Source organism: Citrobacter sp. Cm038, assembly GCF_030333105.1.
Lineage (GTDB): Bacteria > Pseudomonadota > Gammaproteobacteria > Enterobacterales > Enterobacteriaceae > Citrobacter > Citrobacter murliniae.
In genome coordinates this window covers 126246-149497 of sequence record NZ_JAOWGO010000017.1, presented here as the reverse complement: position 1 = coordinate 149497, position 23252 = coordinate 126246, and the positions used below count along the sequence as shown (strand labels likewise).

13 protein-coding genes and 1 other RNA gene are annotated in these 23252 nt (G+C 53.3%); 10 read left to right on the top strand and 4 right to left on the bottom strand.

Translation table 11 applies throughout. From position 1 onward, the window contains the following. Positions 1–29: 29 nt before the first annotated feature. Positions 30–623 carry a nucleotide exchange factor GrpE gene (gene grpE / locus OGY01_RS08765; RefSeq protein WP_045446381.1) on the bottom strand — a complete coding sequence of 198 codons (594 nt, stop codon included), beginning with the start codon at positions 621–623 and terminating at the stop codon, positions 30–32. A gap of 122 nt (positions 624–745) precedes the next feature. On the opposite strand from grpE, the gene nadK reads away from it, so the two are divergent. The 3 genes from nadK (at position 746) to bamE (ending at position 3865) form a co-directional block, all read left to right on the top strand. Continuing rightward, entirely contained in the window at positions 746–1624 is an 879-nt protein-coding gene (gene nadK, locus OGY01_RS08760; protein ID WP_045446384.1) for an NAD(+) kinase, read from the top strand. A gap of 85 nt (positions 1625–1709) precedes the next feature. Further along, positions 1710–3371: a DNA repair protein RecN gene (gene recN / locus OGY01_RS08755; RefSeq protein ID WP_284097260.1), complete on the top strand. Its 1662-nt coding sequence runs from the start codon at positions 1710–1712 to the stop codon at positions 3369–3371. A 149-nt stretch (positions 3372–3520) separates the two neighbouring features. After that, entirely contained in the window at positions 3521–3865 is a 345-nt protein-coding gene (gene bamE / locus OGY01_RS08750) for an outer membrane protein assembly factor BamE (protein ID WP_045446389.1), read from the top strand. 62 nt (positions 3866–3927) lie between these two features. On the opposite strand, the gene OGY01_RS08745 is transcribed toward bamE, so the two are convergent. Together OGY01_RS08745 and OGY01_RS08740 are read right to left on the bottom strand one after the other, a co-directional pair. Continuing rightward, complete coding sequence (locus tag OGY01_RS08745; RefSeq protein WP_136345272.1) at positions 3928–4218, bottom strand: RnfH family protein; 291 nt, start codon at positions 4216–4218, stop codon at positions 3928–3930. Next, a complete protein-coding gene (locus OGY01_RS08740; RefSeq protein ID WP_071829014.1) occupies positions 4208–4690 on the bottom strand; it encodes a type II toxin-antitoxin system RatA family toxin in 483 nt (160 codons plus the stop codon). Before OGY01_RS08740 ends, OGY01_RS08745 begins: the two co-directional genes overlap by 11 nt. Positions 4691–4805: 115 nt before the next feature. On the opposite strand from OGY01_RS08740, the gene smpB reads away from it, so the two are divergent. The 7 genes from smpB to OGY01_RS08705 all read left to right on the top strand — a co-directional run bounded on the left by smpB (position 4806) and on the right by OGY01_RS08705 (position 22993). Beyond that, on the top strand, positions 4806–5288 hold the full coding sequence (gene smpB / locus OGY01_RS08735) for an SsrA-binding protein SmpB (RefSeq protein ID WP_045449753.1): 483 nt from the start codon (positions 4806–4808) through the stop codon (positions 5286–5288). A gap of 583 nt (positions 5289–5871) precedes the next feature. Then, complete coding sequence (locus tag OGY01_RS08730; protein ID WP_286492920.1) at positions 5872–17094, top strand: BapA/Bap/LapF family large adhesin; 11223 nt, start codon at positions 5872–5874, stop codon at positions 17092–17094. A 93-nt stretch (positions 17095–17187) separates the two neighbouring features. Then, positions 17188–18597, top strand: a complete 1410-nt coding sequence (locus OGY01_RS08725) for a TolC family outer membrane protein (RefSeq protein WP_286492917.1) — start codon at positions 17188–17190, stop codon at positions 18595–18597. Further along, the gene (locus tag OGY01_RS08720; RefSeq protein WP_048220773.1) at positions 18594–20780 is read left to right on the top strand and encodes a type I secretion system permease/ATPase; all 2187 of its coding nucleotides are present in this window, start codon (positions 18594–18596) and stop codon (positions 20778–20780) included. Before OGY01_RS08725 ends, OGY01_RS08720 begins: the two co-directional genes overlap by 4 nt. 7 nt (positions 20781–20787) lie before the next feature. Continuing rightward, on the top strand, positions 20788–21951 hold the full coding sequence (locus OGY01_RS08715) for a beta-barrel domain-containing protein (protein WP_136345271.1): 1164 nt from the start codon (positions 20788–20790) through the stop codon (positions 21949–21951). 72 nt (positions 21952–22023) lie between these two features. Continuing rightward, positions 22024–22386: a transfer-messenger RNA gene (ssrA, locus tag OGY01_RS08710) on the top strand. Between the two features lie 124 nt (positions 22387–22510). Continuing rightward, the gene (locus OGY01_RS08705) at positions 22511–22993 is read left to right on the top strand and encodes a BRCT domain-containing protein (RefSeq protein ID WP_286492915.1); all 483 of its coding nucleotides are present in this window, start codon (positions 22511–22513) and stop codon (positions 22991–22993) included. A gap of 26 nt (positions 22994–23019) precedes the next feature. On the opposite strand, the gene OGY01_RS08700 is transcribed toward OGY01_RS08705, so the two are convergent. After that, the gene (locus OGY01_RS08700) at positions 23020–23238 is read right to left on the bottom strand and encodes an ogr/Delta-like zinc finger family protein (protein WP_023184674.1); all 219 of its coding nucleotides are present in this window, start codon (positions 23236–23238) and stop codon (positions 23020–23022) included. Positions 23239–23252 lie beyond the last annotated feature (14 nt).

Sequence of the window (23252 nt, the reverse complement as noted above, 5' to 3'; positions counted from 1 at the left end):
CATCTGCATTACCCGGCACTACAGGCTGGTTAGCCTTTGGCTTTTGCCACAGACACCATCGCTGCACGAATGGTACGTCCGTTCAGGGTATAACCCTTCTGCATCACCATCAGTACATTACCGGCAGCCACTTCGTCAGACTCAACCATTGCAATAGCCTGATGCACGTTCGGGTCCATCGGCACATCAATATCCGCAACCACCTGCACACCAAACTTCGCTACGACATCCAGCATCGACTTACGGGTCAGCTCAATACCTTCAACCATCGCCGTCATGGAATCGCTGTCTTTGTTCGCCACTTCCAGCGCACGATCCAGGCTATCCAGCACCGGCAGCAGTTCGTTGACGAATTTTTCCAGCGCGAACTTATGCGCCTTTTCTACGTCCAGTTCGGTACGACGACGCAGGTTTTCCATTTCAGCTTTGATACGCAACACGCTGTCACGCTCACGCGTTTCGGCCTCGGCAAGCTGAGCTTCCAGATTCGCAATTTTTTCATCGCGCGGATCCACCTGCTCAGCAGAAGCGTCTGGTTCAACCGCCTCAACTTCTTCATGCTGATCCATGATAATTTCTTCCGGGGCTTGCCCCTCAGGCGTTTTCTGTTCTTTACTACTCATGAATTTCTCCGCGTTTTTTTCGCATTCATCTCGCTAACTTGGCTTATTATGGGGATCAGATTCAGGGATTCAAGGGAAGTACTCACATTGTCACTAATCTTCGCTACAAGGACCTCGAGAAAATGAACAAACATTTCAAGTGTATTGGCATTGTGGGGCATCCACGTCACCCCACTGCACTGACGACACATGAAATGCTCTACCGCTGGCTGTGCACGAAAGGTTATGAGGTTATCGTGGAGCAACAAATCGCCCACGAACTCCAACTGAAAAATGTGAAAACCGGCACTCTGGCGGAGATAGGCCAACAAGCGGACCTCGCTGTGGTTGTTGGTGGCGATGGCAATATGCTTGGTGCAGCGCGCACACTGGCACGCTATGACATTAAGGTTATCGGGATTAACCGTGGCAACCTCGGTTTTCTGACAGACCTTGACCCGGACAACGCCCATCAACAGTTAGCCGACGTGCTGGAAGGCCACTACATCAGTGAAAAGCGCTTTTTGCTTGAAGCCCAGGTCTGCCAGCAGGATTGCCAGAAGCGCATCAGCACCGCCATCAACGAAGTTGTTCTGCACCCTGGAAAAGTCGCGCACATGATCGAATTCGAGGTCTATATCGATGAGACCTTCGCCTTCTCCCAACGCTCGGACGGGCTCATTATTTCTACGCCAACCGGCTCAACGGCCTACTCGCTTTCCGCCGGCGGTCCGATTCTGACGCCATCGCTCGATGCCATTACGCTGGTACCGATGTTCCCGCACACATTGTCGGCACGCCCGCTGGTGATTAACAGTAACAGCACAATTCGGTTGCGCTTCTCCCATCGCCGGAATGACCTGGAAATTAGCTGCGACAGCCAGATTGCGTTACCTATACAGGAAGGTGAAGACGTATTGATTCGTCGTTGTGATTACCACCTGAACCTGATTCACCCAAAAGATTACAGCTATTTCAATACATTAAGCACGAAACTGGGTTGGTCAAAAAAATTATTCTAATTTAACACCAGCCTCTTTACTGTATAAAAAACCAGTTTATACTGTATGTAATTACAGTCATGGTTTTTCATACAGGAAAACAGCTATGTTGGCACAACTGACCATCAGCAATTTTGCTATCGTTCGTGAACTTGAGATCGATTTCCAGAGCGGAATGACCGTCATCACCGGTGAGACCGGGGCGGGTAAGTCCATTGCCATTGATGCCCTCGGTTTGTGCCTGGGTGGGCGTGCAGATGCCGACATGGTGCGCACTGGTGCCACACGTGCCGACCTGTGTGCCCGCTTCTCTTTGAAAGACACACCTGCGGCGCTGCGCTGGCTGGAGGAAAACCAGCTTGAAGATGGTCGTGAGTGTTTGCTCCGCCGCGTGATCAGCTGCGACGGACGCTCCCGCGGCTTTATCAACGGCACCGCCGTTCCACTGTCACAGCTTCGCGAACTGGGCCAACTGCTTATTCAAATCCACGGCCAGCACGCACACCAGCTCCTGACTAAACCTGAGCAGCAAAAATTCCTGCTCGATGGCTACGCCAATGAAGCCTCACTGACTCAGGAAATGGCTGCACGCTACCAGCTGTGGCACCAGAGCTGCCGTGACCTGGCGCATCATCAGCAGCAAAGCCAGGAGCGCGCCGCACGTGCGGAGCTATTACAGTATCAGTTAAAGGAGCTGAATGAATTTAACCCTCAGGCCGGTGAATTTGAACAAATCGATGAAGAGTACAAGCGTCTGGCTAACAGCGGGCAATTACTCACCACCAGCCAACAGGCGCTGGCTATCATGGCAGATGGCGAAGACATTAACCTGCAAAGCCAACTGTACACAGCAAAGCAGTTGGTTGGCGAACTGGCGGAAATGGACAGTAAGCTCTCCGGTATTCTGGACATGCTCGAAGAGGCCACCATCCAGCTCAGCGAAGCCAGCGACGAATTGCGCCACTACTGCGACCGACTGGATTTAGACCCAAACCGTTTGTTCGAGCTTGAGCAGCGGATTTCTAAGCAAATCTCTCTGGCGCGCAAACATCATGTCGCACCGGAAGCGCTTCCTCAGTTTTACCAGTCTCTGCTGGATGAACAACAGCAGCTTGACGATCAGGCCGACTCGCTGGAAACCTTAACGCTGTCGGTGAACAATCACCACCAACAAGCGCTGGAAACAGCTAAAGCACTGCATCAGCAGCGGCTGTATTACGCTCAGGAGCTTGGGCAGCTGATTACAGAAAGTATGCATACCCTCTCTATGCCGCACGGCCTCTTTTGTATTGATGTAAAGTTTGATGAACATCATCTGAGCGCAGACGGTGCCGATCGCGTTGAATTTAAAGTCACCACGAACCCTGGTCAACCGATGCAGGCCATTGCGAAAGTCGCTTCTGGTGGGGAACTGTCACGTATCGCACTGGCTATTCAGGTCATCACTGCGCGTAAAATGGAAACCCCGGCACTGATTTTCGATGAAGTTGACGTCGGTATTAGCGGCCCTACAGCCGCCGTCGTGGGGAAAATGTTACGCCAGTTGGGTGAATCAACACAGGTTATGTGTGTCACACACCTCCCACAGGTTGCTGGTTGTGGCCACCAACACTTCTTTGTCAGCAAAGAAACTGACGGCGCGATGACTGAAACGCATATGCAACCGCTCGACAAACGCGCGCGCCTGCAAGAGCTAGCCCGCTTGCTTGGCGGTAGCGAAGTGACGCGCAATACCCTGGCAAATGCAAAAGAACTGCTGGCAGCGTAAACTTTTTTCCCTTGTAACGGTCTGAGTTCAACATAAAATCGCCAGCCGACCCGACAGCAAAAGGTTTTAAAGTGGTGAAAGGTCTATTATCATCGGCATATTACATATGAGCCGCGTACTGCTCGGGCCCGAAAAGGAATCAAATCACTATGCGCTGTAAAACGCTGACTGCTGCTGCAGCAGTACTACTGATGTTGACTGCAGGCTGTTCCACTCTGGAGCGAGTGGTTTACCGTCCTGACATCAACCAGGGAAACTATCTGACCGCTAACGATGTATCCAAAATTCGTGTGGGTATGACGCAACAGCAGGTTGCTTATGCTCTGGGTACGCCGATGATGTCCGATCCTTTTGGCACCAACACCTGGTTCTATGTGTTCCGCCAGCAACCAGGACATGAAGGCGTAACGCAGCAAACGCTGACTCTGACCTTTAACAGCAGTGGTGTATTGACCAATATCGATAACAAACCAGCGCTGACTGACAATAAATAAGGTTCAGAACGCAGGTTTCAGAGATCAAAAAAGGTGCTCAGTGAGCACCTTTTTTATATCTGCTACTTTTTAGCAGATTTCTCTGCCCGCTGTCTGCGCAGCTCTTTCGGGTCAGCAATCAATGGTCGATATATTTCTACTCGATCACCATCATGCACGGTATCGGCAAGTTTTACCGGACGACTGTAGATACCTACTTTATTTTTGCTGAGATCGATATCGGTGCGTAATTCCAGCAACCCGGAGGTGCGAATGGCCTCTTCAACCGTTGCCCCCTCTTGCAGCGTTACGCGTTGCAGGTACTGTTTTTCCGGCAGCGCATACGCGACTTCGACGACAATCTTAGCCGACACTGACACTGTAAACCTCTTTTGCACGAACGGTGAAGGCCTGCACCATGTTAGACGCCAGCTCTTTGAAGATCCGGCCAAACGCCAGTTCAATTAACTTGTTGGTGAACTCAAAATCAAGCTGAAACTCAATGCGGCACGCATCCTGGCTGAGCGGCGTAAATTTCCATCCGCCGATCAGTTTTTTGAAAGGGCCATCGACCAGATGCATCAGGATGCTCTGGTTATTGGTCAGTTGATTGCGCGTGGTGAACGTTTTGCTGATCCCTGCTTTAGAAACATCCACAGCCGCCGTCATCTGTCCTGGTGTTGACTCCAGGACACGACTTCCGGTGCAACCGGGTAAAAACTGGGGATAGGATTTAACATCATTCACTAACTGATACATCTGTTCCGCACTGTAAGGTACTAAAGCGGTCCGGCTAATCTGAGGCATAACAATTTCCATCAATATCAATCGTACAAATAATACCATTTATCATCCGCTAAAAAAAACGCTATAGCCTAACTCGTGCTAAGATAGCGCCTTACGCCCCGCTGGATGAAATGGGGTGTTTTTCGATTCCAGATTACCTATACTGAGCGGCATTATGACGAAGAAAAAAGCACACAAACCTGGCTCAGCCACAATCGCGCTTAACAAACGCGCACGACACGAATACTTTATCGAAGAAGAGTTCGAAGCCGGACTCGCCCTGCAAGGCTGGGAAGTTAAATCCCTGCGCGCAGGCAAAGCCAATATTAGCGATAGCTATGTCATTCTCAAAGACAGTGAAGCTTTCCTGTTTGGCGCAAACTTCACCCCGATGGCGGTTGCCTCAACACACGTTGTGTGCGACCCCACCCGTACCCGGAAACTGCTGTTAAACCAGCGTGAACTTGACTCTCTTTATGGTCGAATGAACCGTGAGGGTTATACCGTGGTTGCACTTTCGCTGTACTGGAAGAATGCCTGGTGCAAAGTGAAAATTGGCGTCGCCAAAGGTAAGAAGCAGCACGATAAACGCTCCGATGTGAAAGAGCGTGAATGGCAGTTGGATAAAGCTCGTATTATGAAAAATGCAGGCCGATAAATCTCCATACTTTGTGATCAGTCTCTCCCGCGGAGACTGGTCGTTATTGTTTAGTTATTGAAACCACCCCAATACATTCACCGTATTTATAGTTTATTTTTGCTGAATCGTTAAAATCCCAAATACACCGTTCTCTTTTTATTGCCCCTCATAGCTTAATAAAATAAAACATCAAGCCACCACCATCTTATTTCCACCGGTGAATAACATTATTATTACTGGTGTTTATTATATATCTTTCCGACTCAGCAGATAAAACCAAAAAACCTTAAAATACAATGCAATATGAAAACATCCGTACTCAATCAGCCTTTAATTAGTATCTACCTGAATTATCACCATATGTTTTTAATATGTAGAAGTTGCAGAATACTTTCTTTGTGACTATATCATCTAATACGAAAGAACTATCTGACCACGGGGCCAGGATTAATTTTATATAAGCAGCTGACATCATTACGACCTAACCAATGAAATTACATGTGTAAATTCATCTTCATGATGAACGGGGCACCTGTCTGCTCATTATTCCCAGCGCGCCGTTGCGAATTAATACTCCCGGCCAGCCATCAGGAGTGAACATATGCGTCTACTCGCCGTTGTATCAAAATTGACTGGGGTCTCCACAAATATTGAAGCCTCTGAAGTTACGCTCAGTGCACCGTCTGTCGTGAAGCTGTCCGTTCAACGTGAGGACATCAGTCAACTGACTCGTATTAATCAGGATCTGGTTGTCACACTCCGCTCAGGCGAAACCATCACGATTAAAAATTTTTACGTCGCAAACGGTAATGACAAAAGCCAGCTCGTTCTCGAAGATAACAACGGCGCACTGTGGTGGGTTCAGGATACCGATGGCGCATTCCACTTTCAGCACATTGATGACCTGACACCGCTGATGACAGCGGAAGGCAGTCATGAAGGCGGAGCTGTCTGGCCCTGGGTTCTCGGCGGCGTCGCGGTTGCGGGGGGCATCGCCCTCGCTGCAGGCGGAGGCGGTGGTGGAGGTGGTGGTGGCGGTGATAGCGGGAATAACGCTGGCAACGGAAATGGCAACGGCGGTAATGGTAGCGGAAACAGTAATAACGGTAATGGTGACAGCGATGGTGATGGCGGTGCGCCACCGACAACGACGCCAGCAACACCAGATGTGCCCGTTATTACCAGCGTAACAGATGATCAGGAGCTTATTACTGGCATCGTAAATCAGCAGGAATCCACCAACGATAGTACCCCTACTCTTCAGGGAACCGGCCCCGCGAACACTACTTTGCATATTTTCGACAACGGCACTGAAATTGGCCAGGTCACTATTGATGCCAATGGTAACTGGACATTTACGCCTTCATCTCCTCTCGCGGATGGTACTCACGAGTTCACGGTCAGCGCATCGAACAATGCGGGCAGCAGTGAAATGTCTGAAGTCTGGGAGATTATCATCGACACCGTCTCCCCTGATGCGCCAGTAGTCAGCCAGGTAACCGACGATGCAGATTCCATTACCGGACCTGTCAACAATAACGCCGTGACTAACGACGACACGCCAACCCTCTCCGGTACCGGTGAAGCCGGCAACTTCATCAGCATTTCTGATAATGGCATCCTGATTGGCATGACCCAGGTTGATGAGAATGGCAACTGGACTTTTACGCCGGATATACCGCTGAGCGAGGGCATCCACAATCTGACGGCCACGCAAACCGACGCTGCAGGTAACGTGAGTACAGAAACCTCCGTACCAACATTTACCGTCGATATCACCCCACCGTTAGCCGCAACAATTTCCGGTATTAATCCTGAAGGTACAACGGTAACCGGCAACGCGGAAGCCGGTAGCAAAGTCATGATTATTGGCAGCAATAACCAGTTGCTCGGCTCAGCCATCGTCGAGCCAGGCGGCAATTTCTCTATTAATATTTCACCATCGCAGACACATGGCGAATCACTTACGGTCAGGATTCAGGACGAAGCGGGCAACGTTGGTCCGGAGACGCAATTCAACGCTCAGAACTCTGGCTATCCGGGTGTACCGGTTATCGTCAGCGTGATGGATGACGTCGCACCGTCTACCGGAACCTTGAGCAACAATCAGGCTACTAACGACGCTACACCTACCCTTTCCGGAACCGCAGAAGCCAACAGTACAGTTAAAATTTATAACAACGGTACGCTTATCGACAATGTGCTTGCAGACGGTAGCGGCAACTGGAGTTGGACGTCCGGCATGCAGTTGCCAGATGGTCCGTACGCTTTCACTGTCACCGCGACTAACCAGTCGGGTACAGGGGGAATGTCGCCAGCATTCAACATAAATATCGACACTCAACCACCATCACCTCCGGATGATCTGAGCGTATCAACTGATGGATCCGTCATCACAGGAACGGCCGAGCCAGGCAATACTGTGGTTATTACCGATGGCAACAGTAATCAGATAGGTAGTGGCGTCGCCGGACCGGATGGTTCTTTTACCATTACGATTACCCCGCCGCAGACCAATGGCGAAACGCTAACGGCCATCGCAACCGATCCGGCAGGAAACCCGAGCCAGCCAGAAACCGCGCTTGCACCGGATACTACCGCCCCACTGCCGCCTGGCAATTTGCTGATCACTCCTACTGGCGACCAGGTCTCCGGCACGGCAGAGCCCAACAGTACAGTGCATATACTGAATCCGGCCGGCGACATCATTAGTACAGCAACAGCCGGCGTTAACGGGGAGTTTACCGCTACGCTGGTTCCGCCACAGATTAACGGAGAGAAGCTTGCCGCTAACGCCACTGATGCGGCTGGCAACACAGGTGAAAATGCTAATGTCACCGCGCCGGACACCACGGCGCCTGATGCACCAACAGGTGTAACCGTCGCCGGGGATGGTGGTTCGGTGAGTGGTCACGCTGAGGCGGGTAGTACCATCACCATCAAAAACAGCAATGGCATTGCTATTGGCACTGGCCAGGCAGACAGCGGGGGGAATTTCACCGTGCCGATCTCGCCGTCACAAATCAACGGTGAAACGGTAAAAGCCACCGCAACGGATAACACAGGAAACGAGAGCCAGCCGACCACTGCGCTTGCCCCGGACCTCACTGCGCCAGACCAGCCCGTTATCATTGCCGTCATAGACAATGTTGCCGAGATCGTCGGCAACATCGATAACAATACGCTAACTAACGACGACAAACCGGAAATCAAGGGCACCGCCGAGGCCGGTTCTCAGGTCAAAATATATGATAATGGCGTACTGCTGACGACCGTTACCGCCGATATCAACGGTAACTGGAACTACACACCAACCACCTCACTAGGTCAGGGTGCGCACGTATTTACAGTGACGGCGACGGATGCCGCCAACAACACCAGCAGCGCCGCAAGCTGGAAAATTATTGTTGATAGTGTTGCTCCAACCGTACCGGTCATTACCCTGATAAGCGACGACGTCGGCACTATCACCGGTAACATCGCGAATAACGGCTGGGTGACCAATGACAGTACACCCACCATCTCTGGGACCGGTGAACCTGGCTCTCTGGTGACGCTGTATGATGGCAGCCTGCTGATGACAGTGATACTTATCGATAAATCAGGTACCTGGAGCTATACCGTACCAGCGGACAAAGCGCTCAGCGACCGCGATCACCATTTTAAGGTGACAGCCACAGATGCAGCTGGTAACGTCGTCACCTCACAAACCATCGTCACTGTTACCGTTGATACTCAGGCCCCTGGAGCCCCCACTATTTCGACCGCCACAGACGACGTCGGAAATGCGCCAGTCGATCTGCCTTCTGGTAGCCGTTCAAACGACAACCTGCCGCTACTGAAAGGCACCGGAACAGTTGGATCCACCATCACTATTTACGATGGTGCTACCCCGATTGGAACGGCGACAGTCATCACGGGAGGGAGCTGGAGTTTCCAGGTTAGCCAGCCTCTCAGTGAAGGCCCCCACAATCTGTCTGCTATCGCGACAGACACAGCGGGCAATGTCAGTAACGCCGGAAATTTCACGCTGACTATTGATACCACACCACCCGCAGCACCCGTCATCACTTCTGCGGAAGGCCTGATTGGCAGTGATACGAAAACGTTGAGTAACGGGGGCAGCACGAAGAGTACCGAGCCAAAACTGTCCGGAACCGGTGAAGCTGGTGCGACAATTACTATTTTTGATAATAACGGTCCCATTGGCACCGCCCTCGTGAAGCCCGATGGAACCTGGACATTTACGCCTCCCACTCCCCTGTCGGATGGCCCACACAAATTCACCGCAACGGCTACCGACATTGCGGGCAACTCGGGGATCCCGTCAGCAGGCTTTACTCTGACGGTGGATAATCAGCCGCCGGTGAGGCCCGCTCCACCGACGATGACTGATGATACCAACCCGATAACCGGAATTATCACCAACGGTACCACTAACGATACCACGCCAACCTTCAGCGGGACGGGGAGTGCCGGGGATCGTATTTCCATTTTCCTTAATGGCAATACTACACCGCTGGGTGAAGTGACGGTCGGTGCAGATGGCAGCTGGAGTTATACGCCAACCACCCCAGTCGCTCAGGGTAATTACCAGGTGACTATCACAGCAACCGATCCGGCAGGAAATGTCAGCTTACCATCGGATCCTGTCCTACTGAACATCGATACAACACCGCCTGCACCTCCGGTGATTATCGCCGCCAGTGATGACGTCGGTAACGTCAAAGGCGATATCGGTCCCAATGCCGTGACCGATGACACGACACCGACCATTCGCGGAACCGGTACTACCGGAGACACCATCACCCTGTATAACGGCAGCACGGTTATCGGCACCACTACTGTCGTTAACGGCGAATGGAGCATCACTCCCGGAATGGCGCTGGCAAACGGAAACTATACCCTGAACGCCATCGCAACCGATGTGGCTGGTAACGCCAGCGGCAGCTCAAACAGCATCTCGTTTACGGTAAACAACACAACATTGGCCTCACCACTGGTAACAGATATTCAGGATAACGCCGGCGTTATTACGGGTTCGCTTGGTAACGGAAGCGTCACGGATGATACGACCCCCACCATTAGCGGAACCGGCACTCCCGGCAGCACCGTATTAATTTATGATGGCAGTAATCCTGTCGCTATTGCTACGGCAACTGTTGGCGCGAATGGGAACTGGAGTGTTGAAGTTACTCTCTCCGCTAACGCCTCTCACACACTGACTTTCGGCGCACAGGATGCCGCAGGTAACGTGCTACCAGCAGGGAACGCTGTCACCTTAACTGTCGACACTCTGGCACCCGACGCACCTACAGTCACCAGCGTAGATCCAAACGGTACGCTGGTTATCGGTAAAGCCGAAGCGGGCAGTACCGTTATCATTCGCAGCGGTACTACGGTTCTCGGCCAGGGGATCGCAGACGGTTCCGGAAATTATTCTGTCACCCTGTCACCGGCGCAAACAACAGGTCAGGCATTGAACGTCATCGCCCAGGATCCCGCGGGTAATCAGAGCGGTCCAACCTCTTTTGCAGCCGCCACTTCCAGTGTACCGCACCCGCCAACTCTTGAAATCGTAGATGATATCGCTCCCGGCGTTGGCGTCATTGGTAACGGTAAAACCACCAACGATACCCAACCGCTACTGCAAGGAAACGCGACTGCTGGCGCAACGGTCAATATATTTCAAAATGGGATCCTGCTGACCACAGTGACTGCCGATGCCATTTCTGGCGCATGGAGTTATCAACTGCCTACAATCCTGGCGGAAGGTACAACCTATAATTTTACTGTGTCACAAACTGTTGGCGGTACTGACAGCGGTCTGTCACCCAACTACGCCATCACCATCGACAGCACCGCCCCACTGGCGCCGACCATCACCAGCATCATAGACGACATCTCACCGGGCGCAGGATCGTTAGATAAGGGGCAAATGACTAACGACTCGCGCCCAACCTTAAACGGAACCGGTGAAGCTGGCGCCACTATCACCCTCTATGATAAAGGTGTTGCGATTGCCACAACCACGGTAAACAGCAGCGGATTCTGGAGCTTTACCCCGACAAACTCGCTGGGAGAAGGCGAGCATATTTTTACCGTGCGCGCGACTGACGCAGCAGGCAATCAGGGAGATGAGTCTACGGACTTCCGGATTATTGTTGATACTTTGATCCCGGACGCCCCATCCATTGTGACGGTGACGGACGATGTTGGCACTCCCCAAACGCTTACATCAGGACAGTCAACCAACGATAGTACGCCAACGCTCAACGGCGTTACCGAGCCTTATTCCATTGTCACTATTCGCGATAATGGCGCGGTAATTGGCACTGCCACCAGCGACGAAAACGGCAACTGGAACTTTACGCCGCCATCTTCACTCAGCGAAGGCAGTCATTCGTTGACCGCAACCGTCACGGATGGTGCTGGTAATATCAGCCCGGCGACGCCACCGTTCGTCCTGATTGTAGACACACTACCACCCGCCGCGCCGCTTATTACCTCAGTAATTGACGATCAACCCGGCAGCACATCGCTGACAAACGGGCAACTGACCAATGACGCGCAACCTACGCTGAACGGTACAGGGGAAGTTGGCTCCACCATCACGATCCGCGATAAAGGCGTTGATATCGGCACGGCCCTGGTCGATGAGTCAGGTAACTGGAGCTTCACACCGGATAACGCGCTGAGTCAGGGGCAGCATGTATTTACCGCCGTTGCTACTGACAAGGCGGGTAATACAGGCGGTTCCTCCTCGTCCTTCACCCTCGAACTGGATTCCCTTGCTCCACAGGCACCGGTCATCAGTACAGTGCAGGATAATACGGCTCCCACAACAGGCCCGATTAATAATGGTCAGACAACGAACGAAACCCGCCCGGCATTGAGCGGGACTGGCGAAATTGGCGCAACTATTACTGTCCTGAGTGACGGTCAGCCAATCGGCACCACCACCGTAGGCGCTGGTGGGACCTGGAGTTTTACCCCCACAACAGCGCTGGGCAATGGTACGCATACGCTGACCGTAACCGCCACCGACAGCGCAGGCAACACCAGCCCTGCATCTAACAGTTTTACGCTCACGGTTGATACCGTATCGCCAACCACGCCCGCCATCACTCAGGTCGTCGATGACGTCGGCCCGATAACCGGTATTCTGAGCAACGGCCAGGCCACAAACGATGCACTCCCCACACTTAGCGGCACCGCCGAGGCCAATTCAACGGTCAAAATTTACGATAACGGATCGCTTATCGGTACGGTTTCGGCAGACGGGAATGGAGCCTGGAATTTCACCCCCGGGACCGCACTTGGTAACGGCAATCACACACTGACCGTGACTTCAACGGATACCGCCGGAAACGTCAGTCCCTCGTCGGCCGGGTTTGGTATCATCGTTGATACCATCCCCCCTCTTGCGCCCACGATTATTGAAGCTTTCGATGACGTGCAGCCAGGAACCGGTACGCTGTCGAGCGGTGCGTTTACCAATGACACTCGTCCTGTTCTGAGCGGTTCAGCGGAGGCCAGTGCGCGAGTCGCCATTTACGACAATGGCACACTGCTGTTTACGGTAACAGCGGCAATAGATGGCACCTGGGAATATCTGCCAACCACCCTGAGTAATGGCCAGCACGTATTTACCGCCATCGCCACCGACGCCGCCGGAAACGTCAGCTCTGCCTCCGCCGGGTTTATTATCAATGTCGACACGGTCCCGCCTTCAATACCACAGCTAATCACGGTGGTGGATGATGTTGCAGGCGGTGCGTTTAATGTGGCGCTGAGCAACGGGCAACTGACTAATGATGCCCGTCCAACGCTAAACGGCACCGCCGAAGCGGGCAGCACCGTTAGTATCTATGACGGTGGTACACTGCTCGGCACCGCGCTCGTGCAAAGCAATAACAGCTGGTCGTTTACGCCAGGCACACCGCTTGCTAACGGTTCACATACCTTCACTGTGACCGCCACCGATGCCGCGGGAAATACCAGCGGCGCGACAGCCGGGTTTACCGTTATCGTGGACATTACTGCTCCGGCGCAACCATCAATTAGCAGCATTATTGATGATGTGGGACCAAACACAGGGGTAATTGGCAACAACCAGGTCACCAATGACGCGCGCCCGACATTAAACGGCACCACGGAAGCCAATGCCCGGGTCGATATTTATGACAACGGCAACTTTGTCATCAGCGTGACGGCAGACGGAAACGGCAACTGGAGTTACACCCCACCCACAGCGCTGACTCAGGGTGCGCATGCCTTTACTATCACGGCAACGGATACCGCAGGAAATACCAGCGGGACATCGTCTGCCGCCGCGATAGTGGTCGATACCCTCGCTCCGGGCATTCCTACCGGACTGGTGATTAACGCCAACGGCACCACGTTAGCAGGTGTTGCTGAAGCAAACAGTACAGTAATCATCACCTCAAGTAGCGGAACCGTACTCGGCACCGCAACGGCCAATGCATCCGGCAACTTTACTTTCATCCTTAACCCACCGCAGATCAGTGGGCAAACGCTGCTGGTTAGCGCACAGGATGCGGCAGGCAACATGGGTTCGCCAGGTAGCGCGCTGGCTCCGTTTACTGGCGTGCCACCTGCTCCTGTTATTTCCAGTGTATTTGATGATATAGGTACGATAACTGGCGCAGTCGCCGCCGGGAAAACCACCAATGATACCCGCCCGACGCTTAGCGGAACGGCGCAGGCTAACGCCGTCGTCAGCCTCTACAATAATGGGGTATTGATGGGCACAACGACTGCTGACGGTAACGGACTCTGGAGCTTTACCCCTGGCAGTGCACTCAGCGAAGGCAACCACGCATTTACCGCCAGTGCGGCAAATGCCAACGGTTCAGGCGGTTTATCCGGCGCATTCAGCGTCATCGTGGATACCACGCCACCGCCAGCACCAACGGTCCTGATCAGTGCCGATGGCGGAACCATCAGTGGTATCGCCGAAGCGGGAAGCACCGTCACCATCTCCCTGCCTGGTGGTGGCAGCGTAACGGCTATCGCCAACAGCAGCGGTGTATACAGCGTAACCCTGCCGGTTCGCCAGATTGAGGGCCAGTCGTTGTCCGCCACCGCAACCGATGCGGCTGGCAACACCTCATCACCGACAAGTGTTATCGCCCCGGTATTGCCGCTGTTGGCCGAAGACAACGTCACCCGGCTGGCATTACAAACCGATGTCACCATCACCAATGAGCACAAAAGCGATTATGGTTTTCTGTTGGTGGATGCACTGGGAACAGTGGCTAACGTGCTGGGGAACAACACGGCCGCCGTCAATTTCAGCATCCAGTCTGGTGGCAGTGGTTCCGTCACCATCAACGCTGCCGCAACCGGCATTGTGCTGTCACTGCTGAGCACCATGGAGATCGTTATCCAGCGCTTTGACACCGCGCTCAACGCCTGGGTTACGGTAGTCGATACCTCAAAACCCCAGTTTGCCGATCTGCTAACGCTCGGTGCTTCAGGAGTGACGCTCAACTATGATGGATTGACAGGCGGGGATTACCGCGTAGTCAGCTACAACACCAGCCTGCTGGCTACCGGTGCCTATACCAGTCTGGATGTTGCGGTGGTGAAAACCAGCGCCGGAAACATCACCGGTGGCTTGACGGAATCCGGCAACATCATCACAGATACCGACCCCACCAACGGACAGGATAACGCCCCTTCCGGTACCCGGGTGACCTCGATTACCGATGGCAACGGGAATCTGGTGAACATCCCCGCGGGTGGAGCTGATATTCAGGGTAAATACGGCATCCTGCATATTAACCAGGACGGTAGCTATACCTACACTCTCACCAACACATCGGCATCGGTCTATGGGCGTTCCGAAAGCTTCACCTATACGTTGACTCACGGTAATGATCACTCTTCGGCAAAATTAGTGGTCACACTAGGTCAAAGCCCTGCAACCAGTACCGTAACGGCTGCGGATGATGTAGCCTCACTGACCTACGGAACGGAAGTCAGCGCGGTCGACCATGGACCGTCAAAACAAACCGGCTTCACACTCGCGAATATCGGCCTGGGTAATGTTCTGGACGTCAGTCTGGTAAACGGCCTGACCAACCCGATCAAATTCAACGTTGATGACGGTGCCACCCGCACGCTGACAATTCAGGCTGATGTTCTCGGCGTTACGCTTGGCGGTTTTGATCTCTACGTCTACCGTTTCAATGAGACAATCCAGCAGTATGAGCAATATCGGGTACAACCAAACTGGGTCACCGCGCTGTTAGGCGGCAGCTCAACGGCATATACCATCACGCTGCCTGGTGGCGACTATTTGTTCCTGCTTAACGCCTCAGGCGGCCTGACCCTGCTGACAAGCTATACCCTGAATATTCAGGCGGATCACACCTACGCAGTAGACAGTCTGAGCGCCTCAACCAACGGCAACATTCTGGCTAATGACTCGGCTCCGGCCAATACGGTCATCACTGAAGTGAACGGCGTCACGGTCAATGCCACGGGCACCACGCGCATTGACGGGCAGTACGGTACGCTGATAATCGATGCGAAAGGCAATTACACCTACACGCTGAAAAGTGGATTGGGCGCAGACAGCATCAATACGCCGGACAGCTTTGTCTATACGGTAAAAGCACCAAACGGCGATACCGGCAGCGCGTCGCTGAACATCAAGGCGACGCCACAGGCGCTGGATGCAGTAAATGACATCAGCAGCCAGATGGCGGTCACCACACTGCAGGACACCTCTCAGCCGTTTACTGATACCAGCGTAGGGAATGCCAGTTGGAACACTTTGCTGGTGCCAAGCTCGAAAAGCGGCACTGGCACCATCGAGGTGGCAGCGGGTACAGCGGTGCAGAATGTCGTGCTGCACTTTAACGTGGCATCCGGGCTAACGCTTGGCGGGCTGAATGTCGTCTGGGCGTTGTACGACAGCAAAGGCGTTAAGGTGGCCGGGGATTCATTCAACGGTGGGTTGTTGCTCGGCGGCAACATTGATATCGCCCTGAACGGGCTCGTGCTGCACGCAGGGAACTATCGTCTGGACTATACCGGTAGCGTCGGTGCACTGGGTGTGGGTTCCATTACCATCACGCCAAGTGTCAAAGGCTCGGTAGTCGACCTCGATAACTTCGAAACTTCCGGCGTGAATAACGTCACAGGCAATATCTATGACGGGGACCATATTGCCAGCGTGCATACCCTGCTGACGGTGAATGGCGCAGGCGGCAGCACCGCTACGCTGGATCCGCTGGGGAGCAGTACCGCCAGCGCTACCATCAATGGATTGTACGGCAAACTGACCATCGGGATTGACGGCCATTACACCTATACCCTCAACAATGATGTCTCTCTTGCGACGATCACCAACAAAGAGACATTTACCTACACCCTGAACGACCAGAAAGGCCATACCGATACTGCCACGCTGACCATCGACATGAATCCGCAGGTCGTGAGCACCGCCGATGCCGATCGTCTTATCGGCAGCGCATATGGCGATACGCTGATTTATCACCTGCTCAGCGCCAACGATGCGACCGGTGGCAACGGAACAACGGACACATGGACTAATTTCTCACTGGCGCAGGGAGACAAAATCGATATCGGCGACCTGCTGGTCGGCTGGAACGGGCAAAACGCCACGCTCGGCAATTATCTCTCCGTTTCCACCAATGGTAACAACACGGTGGTTTCTATCGACCGCGACGGTACGGGCGCAACGTATCACTCGACTAATCTCATTACTCTGGAGAACGTACACACCACGCTCGACGAGCTGATCCAACAAAACCACATTGTGACCTGAAATCAGTACCGTAACGCCATAACTACAGCCCCGGATGCCATGACGTCCGGGGCAATAACAGTCGTCACAGCCGTATTTTGAAAGGGATAAACTATGAGACGTGTCGCCCCTGTCGCTTTACTGCTGGCATTAACGCTCTGTTCCTTATGGGTTAATGCCGAAGATGAACCTCACGTTATTACGCCGGAAGGGCTGGCCACCAGCCAGATGCTTCCCTCTCTCGATGGTTCCATGGCCGAACTACCGCTTAGCGCCGCCGCGCCCGGCAATCTGACGCTTAGCGATGCGGTAAGCCGCGCTGTAAGCTGGCACCCCTCTATTCGTGAATCCATCGGTAAACTGCTCTCACAGAATGAGCAGATCGACGTGGCGAAATCGAAATATTATCCGCAGGTCACTGCCGGAATGAACAACGGATACAGCAATACCTATAACGATCACGGTTTCAGTCCGTCACTGGTGATCTCGGTATCACAAATGCTGTACGACTTCGGCAAAGTAGCAAGCCAGGTCCGGGCTGAAACCGCCGGGGCCGCTCAGCAACAGGCAAACGTATTACTCAGCATTGATACCGTCGCCCACGCCACCGCAAACGCCATTGTCCAGGTTCAGGCGTGGCAGCAAATGGTCGATGCCGCCGAAGAGCAGCTCGTCGCCCTGAACGGCATCGGCAGGCTGACCCGGGAACGCAATAATGAAGGGGCGACGTCGCAGTCAGACGTGGTACAAACTGACGCGCGTATTGAGTCTGCTCGCTCACAGCTGGCGCAGTATCAGGCTAACCTCGACAGCAGCAAGGCGACGCTGATGAGTTTTCTCGGCTGGAACTCACTCAACGGCATCAGCAATGAGTTCCCGGTCAAACTGGACAGCAGTTGTGATGTGGCAAAACCGGACGACAGGCTGGTTCCTGCCGTACTCGCGGCATGGGCACAGGCAAACATCGCACAGGCAAACCTGGACTACGCCAATGCGCAAATGACACCGACCTTCTCTCTGGAGCCCTCTGTTCAGCATTACCTTAATGACAAGTATCCCAGCCATGAAGTACTCGACAAAACACAGTACTCAACGTGGGTAAAAGTTGAGATGCCGCTGTATCAGGGCGGCGGCCTCACAGCCCGACGCAACGCCGCCAGCCATGCGGTAGAGTCCGCACAATATTCCATCCAGCGCACCCGACTCGACGTACGTCAGAAATTACTGGAGTCCCGTAGCCAGGCGATGAGTCTCGCCAGCGCCCTGCAAATTCTGCGCCGCCAGCATCAGCTGAGCGAACGTACGCGCGAACTTTATCAGCAGCAGTATCTCGACCTCGGTTCACGTCCGCTGCTCGACGTACTGAATGCAGAACAGGAAGTGTATCAGGCCCGTTTTGCCGAGCTACAGACCCAAAGTCAGCTTCGTCAGCTTCAACTGAACTGCCTCTACAACACCGGATCGCTACGTCAGGCGTTCGCCTTAAATAACCGCAGCATCCAGTCGGTGGAGATACAGCTATGAGCCAGGTCGACCCGCATACCGAAGATGTCATTGGAGAACCGACTCTCAGCCAATGGGCGCAGGCGATTACCCACATTGCCGGCCACTACCGCGTGACCTGTTCACCCGGTGCAATTCAGGCCAACGCCCCGTGGTTTGCTGGTAAAAACAGGTCTCTCGCCCTGACGCAACTGGCCCGACAGGCGGGGTTGTCATTTCATACACTGGATACCACAAAGCAGGTATTCAGCCAGTGGCGTTTACCAGTGGTGGCTGAACTTCGCGACGGCCAAATTATGGTGATAGAACATTTCAACGGCGAAGATACGCTGGATGTGTTTATCATTGCCGAAGAGGGACAGCGCAATCGGTTGACTGTTACGGAACTGCTGCCGGAAATCCACACCATCACCGCATTGCGCCCATTATCAGCGCTGAAAGACAGTCGGGTAGATCGCTACATTTCGCGCTTTAAGCCTGACTGGATGCGTGAACTGGTGTTAAAGGACATCCGTCCTTACCTGCCGGTAATGATCGCCGCATTTCTGATTAACGTCCTGTCGCTCGCCGGGATTATCTTTTCCATGCAGGTCTATGACCGGGTGATCCCTGCCCAGTCATATCCTACGTTGTATGTTCTCTCAACTGGAGTGCTGGTAGCGGTGCTGTTTGGCTTTTTACTCCGCGAAGCGCGCACCCATATTATGGATCTGCTCGGTAAACGCGCTGACATGCGGATTTCCGATCGCGTGTTCAGCCATGCCTTGCGGCTGCGCAACAGCGCAGTGCCTCGCTCAACGGGAAGCTTTATTTCCCAGCTACGCGAGCTGGAGCAGGTACGTGAGATGATCACCTCCTCCACCATGTCGACCATTGTTGATCTGCCCTTTTTCTTTCTGTTTATTGTCGTGCTGGCATGCATTGCCCCACCGCTGGCGTGGATAGCTCCTGTCGCCGCCATTCTGATGATCCTGCCGGGATTGCTGTTACAGAAAAAACTGTCGGTGCTCGCCAACCAGGCTGCTCACGAATCCACTCTACGTAACGCCGTGCTAGTCGAGAGCGTACAGGGGCTGGAAGACATCAAACTGATGCAGGCGGAGAACCGCTTTTTGCAGCAGTGGAACAGCTACATCCGCATTACCGGAGAGTCCGGTCTGCGCACCCGCAAGCTGACACAGGGACTGATTGGCTGGGGAATGTCGGTACAAAGTCTGGTCTACGCGGCAATCATTATGTTCGGCGCACCGATGGTCATTGAAGGTACGATGACCACCGGGGCCGTGGTGGCGGCCTCCATGCTCGGCTCACGGATGATCGCCCCAATGGCTAACCTGTGCGGCGTGCTGGCACGCTGGCAGCAGGTCAAAGCGGCGAAGATGGGTCTGGACAGCATTATGCAGTTGCCCACTGAAACCCAGCACGATGAAAACCGGGTACATCAGGAGATCTTTCATGGCCACTATCTGTTTGAAAATGCGCATTTTCGCTACCACAGTGAGGACCAGCGCGTACCGCTGCGCATCTCGCGCCTGGAAATCATGCCAGGAGAACGGGTCGCCATCCTCGGACGTAACGGCGCAGGAAAATCCACTCTGCTACAGGCAATGGCAGGCGGCATAGACATTATTCAGGGCGATGTCCGGCTTGATAACCTGAGCCTGGCGCAAATCGATATGGCTGATTTACGCAGAAACATCGGATTTCTCAGCCAAAACGCGCGACTGTTTTTCGGGACGCTGCGCGAGAACCTGACCCTCGGCGCACCACATGCCAGCGATGCGCAGATATTTGACGCACTGGAAGTCAGCGGCGCAGCAGCATTTGTGAAGCAGCTCGCCAAAGGGCTGGCTCACCCTATTATGGAGGGTGGCAACGGTCTCTCCGGCGGGCAGCGACAGTCAATTCTGCTGGCAAGAATGCTTCTGAGATCCCCCAATATCGTACTGCTCGACGAGCCAAGCGCATCGCTGGATGAACACACCGAGCGAGAGTTTATTCAACGACTGAACCTGTGGCTGGGCAACCGCACGTTGGTTGTCGCCACCCATCGCGTTCCGGTTCTCGAACTTGTCGAACGCGTGGTGGTGTTAAAAGAAGGTCAACTGGTAATGGATGCCCCGAAAGCACAAGCGCTGAATGCAAGCCGGGCTTCCACACAGACTCACGGTCGGGAGTGGAAAAATGAAAACCAATCCGCATGATGCCGCCATGGACGACCTCGATATCCGCCGCGAACACCGTTTTTCCGGTGCCAGCAGTATTATTCTGCTCAGCACACTGCTGTTTGCGGTATTAGCGATATGGGCGTATTTCGGCAAACTGGATGAAGTTTCCACCGGTAGCGGGAAAGTGATCCCCAGCTCGCGTGAGCAGGTGTTGCAGTCGCTCGACGGCGGTATCCTCGCAGAACTGACGGTGCGCGAAGGAGATAAAGTGCAAGCCAATCAAATTGTGGCTCGCCTCGACCCGACCCGTTCTGAATCAAACGTTGGTGAAAGCGCAGCCCGATTCCGCGCCTCGCTGGCCTCCAGCGCAAGGCTCAATGCCGAAGTCAACGATCTACCGCTGACATTTCCCGACTCGCTAAAAGCCTGGCCGGAGCTTATCGCCACCGAAACCCGCTTGTATAAAAGCCGTCGGGCACAACTTGCCGACTCGATGGTGGAACTGCAGGATGCGCTGGTATCAGTGAATAAAGAGCTGGCGATCACCCAACGACTGGAGAAAAGCGGAGCCGCCAGCCATGTGGAAGTGCTGCGCCTGCAGCGACAAAAAAGCGATTTGGGGCTGAAAATCACCGACCTGCGCTCGCAATATTACGTGCAGGCGCGTGAAGCACTGTCAAAAGCGAACGCAGAAGTGGATATGCTCGCATCTATTTTGAAAGGACGCGAGGATTCTGTTACCCGCCTGACGGTACGTACCCCCATGCGCGGCATCGTGAAAAACATCCAGGTCACCACCATTGGCGGCGTAATTCCGCCTAACGGCGAAATGATGGAGATCGTGCCAGTGGACGATCACCTGTTGATAGAAACACGCCTGTCACCGCGCGACATCGCATTTATCCATCCCGGCCAGCGGGCGTTGGTGAAGATCACTGCCTATGACTACGCCATTTATGGCGGACTGGAAGGTGTGGTTGAAACCATCTCACCGGATACTATCCAGGACAAAGTAAAACCGGAAATTTTCTACTACCGCGTTTTTATCCGCACCCACCAGGACTATTTGCAGAACAAACTGGGACGTCATTTCTCTATCGTTCCGGGTATGATTGCCACAGTGGATATAAAAACAGGTGAAAAAACCATCGTCGACTATTTAATCAAACCGTTTAACCGCGCAAAAGAAGCGCTGCGCGAGCGGTAAATCGTTGAGGATAAGGGGTTGCAGGGGCTGGTCACGCATGTCACAAGTCTGTTATACTTACTGCAACACATTGGGGCTGATTCTGGATTCGACGGGATTTGCGAAACCCAAGGTGCATGCCGAGGGGCGGTTGGCCTCGTAAAAAGCCGCAAAAAAATAGTCGCAAACGACGAAAACTACGCTTTAGCAGCTTAATAACCTGCTAAGAGCCCTCTCTCCCTAGCTTCCGCTCTTAAGACGGGGATCAAGAGAGGTCAAACCCAAAAGAGATCGCATGGATGTCCTGCCTGGGGCTGAAGTGCTAAAACTAATCAGGCTAGTTCGTTAGTGGCGTGTCTGTCCGCAGCTGGCGTGCGAATGTAAAGACTGACTAAGCATGTAGTACCGAGGATGTAGGAATTTCGGACGCGGGTTCAACTCCCGCCAGCTCCACCAAATAAAACAAGGGGTTACGTGAAAACGTAACCCCTTTTTGTTTGGCTGTGGCGGCAAAATGGCGGCAGCCAATTTGCCCACCGTTCATAACATCTTAGCCGTTTGTGTAATAAAGGTGATTCACATGGAAGAAATGCACTTTGTTTACATCAATGCGAATGCGCGCATTGGTGCCCATTCAATAAGCAGTGTTAGCCACAGCGATAACCACATTCAGGGTATATGCCAATCAGCCCATTCAATAAGAACGTTTCGTAAAGATAGAATACTTCAAGAATGCACATCTGCTGATGAAGCACAGCAAGCCTGTCTGTCCTTCCTTCCAGAAAATTACATCCATCTAACCAAGGCGACCAAGCCCAAAACCCTAACTTTTGACGTCTGTTTTACAGGTTTCAAAAAGGCAGATAAAGAGCGTTTGATTGAAGTTGCCGAGGCGCACAGCATGACAGTGAGAAGTTCCGTTACTCAAAATCTGCAGATGCTCTGTTGCGGATACAATGCCGGTCCTTCCAAAGTAAATGCTGCACGCATGAAGGGTACGATCATCATTGATGAAGAAAGTTTTGTGCATTTTATAGAAACGGGTGAAATTCCTGACGCATAAAAAACCTGCCGCAGCAGGTTCTTGTTTTAAAAATTCATGTGCCCTTGACCACCCGGCGTAGGGTGCGGCGGGGCATTATTGATTATTGTCGGGGTAACGATAAATCGTACAACCGTTTCATGGGTGACAAATGTGCTGCCGCAATTAATGTTCTGGCACTGGCAGTAACGCTCCTTCGTGCTATCAGTAACCTGAAAGCTGCTCCGGGTGTGCGCCGCATGTCCACACTTTGGGCAATTCATCATTTTTTATTCTCCGC

Excerpts from the sequence above, each read along its gene's own strand:
- OGY01_RS08705 (WP_286492915.1), top strand. The coding sequence starts at position 22,511 with ATGGAAGAAATGCACTTTGTTTACATCAATGCGAATGCGCGCATTGGT.
- OGY01_RS08720 (WP_048220773.1), top strand. The coding sequence starts at position 18,594 with ATGAGCCAGGTCGACCCGCATACCGAAGATGTCATTGGAGAACCGACT.
- OGY01_RS08700 (WP_023184674.1), bottom strand. The coding sequence starts at position 23,238 with ATGATGAATTGCCCAAAGTGTGGACATGCGGCGCACACCCGGAGCAGC.
- OGY01_RS08715 (WP_136345271.1), top strand. The coding sequence starts at position 20,788 with ATGGACGACCTCGATATCCGCCGCGAACACCGTTTTTCCGGTGCCAGC.
- bamE (WP_045446389.1), top strand. The coding sequence starts at position 3,521 with ATGCGCTGTAAAACGCTGACTGCTGCTGCAGCAGTACTACTGATGTTG.
- OGY01_RS08730 (WP_286492920.1), top strand. The coding sequence starts at position 5,872 with ATGCGTCTACTCGCCGTTGTATCAAAATTGACTGGGGTCTCCACAAAT.
- OGY01_RS08740 (WP_071829014.1), bottom strand. The coding sequence starts at position 4,690 with ATGGTATTATTTGTACGATTGATATTGATGGAAATTGTTATGCCTCAG.
- grpE (WP_045446381.1), bottom strand. The coding sequence starts at position 623 with ATGAGTAGTAAAGAACAGAAAACGCCTGAGGGGCAAGCCCCGGAAGAA.
- recN (WP_284097260.1), top strand. The coding sequence starts at position 1,710 with ATGTTGGCACAACTGACCATCAGCAATTTTGCTATCGTTCGTGAACTT.
- OGY01_RS08725 (WP_286492917.1), top strand. The coding sequence starts at position 17,188 with ATGAGACGTGTCGCCCCTGTCGCTTTACTGCTGGCATTAACGCTCTGT.
- nadK (WP_045446384.1), top strand. The coding sequence starts at position 746 with ATGAACAAACATTTCAAGTGTATTGGCATTGTGGGGCATCCACGTCAC.
- smpB (WP_045449753.1), top strand. The coding sequence starts at position 4,806 with ATGACGAAGAAAAAAGCACACAAACCTGGCTCAGCCACAATCGCGCTT.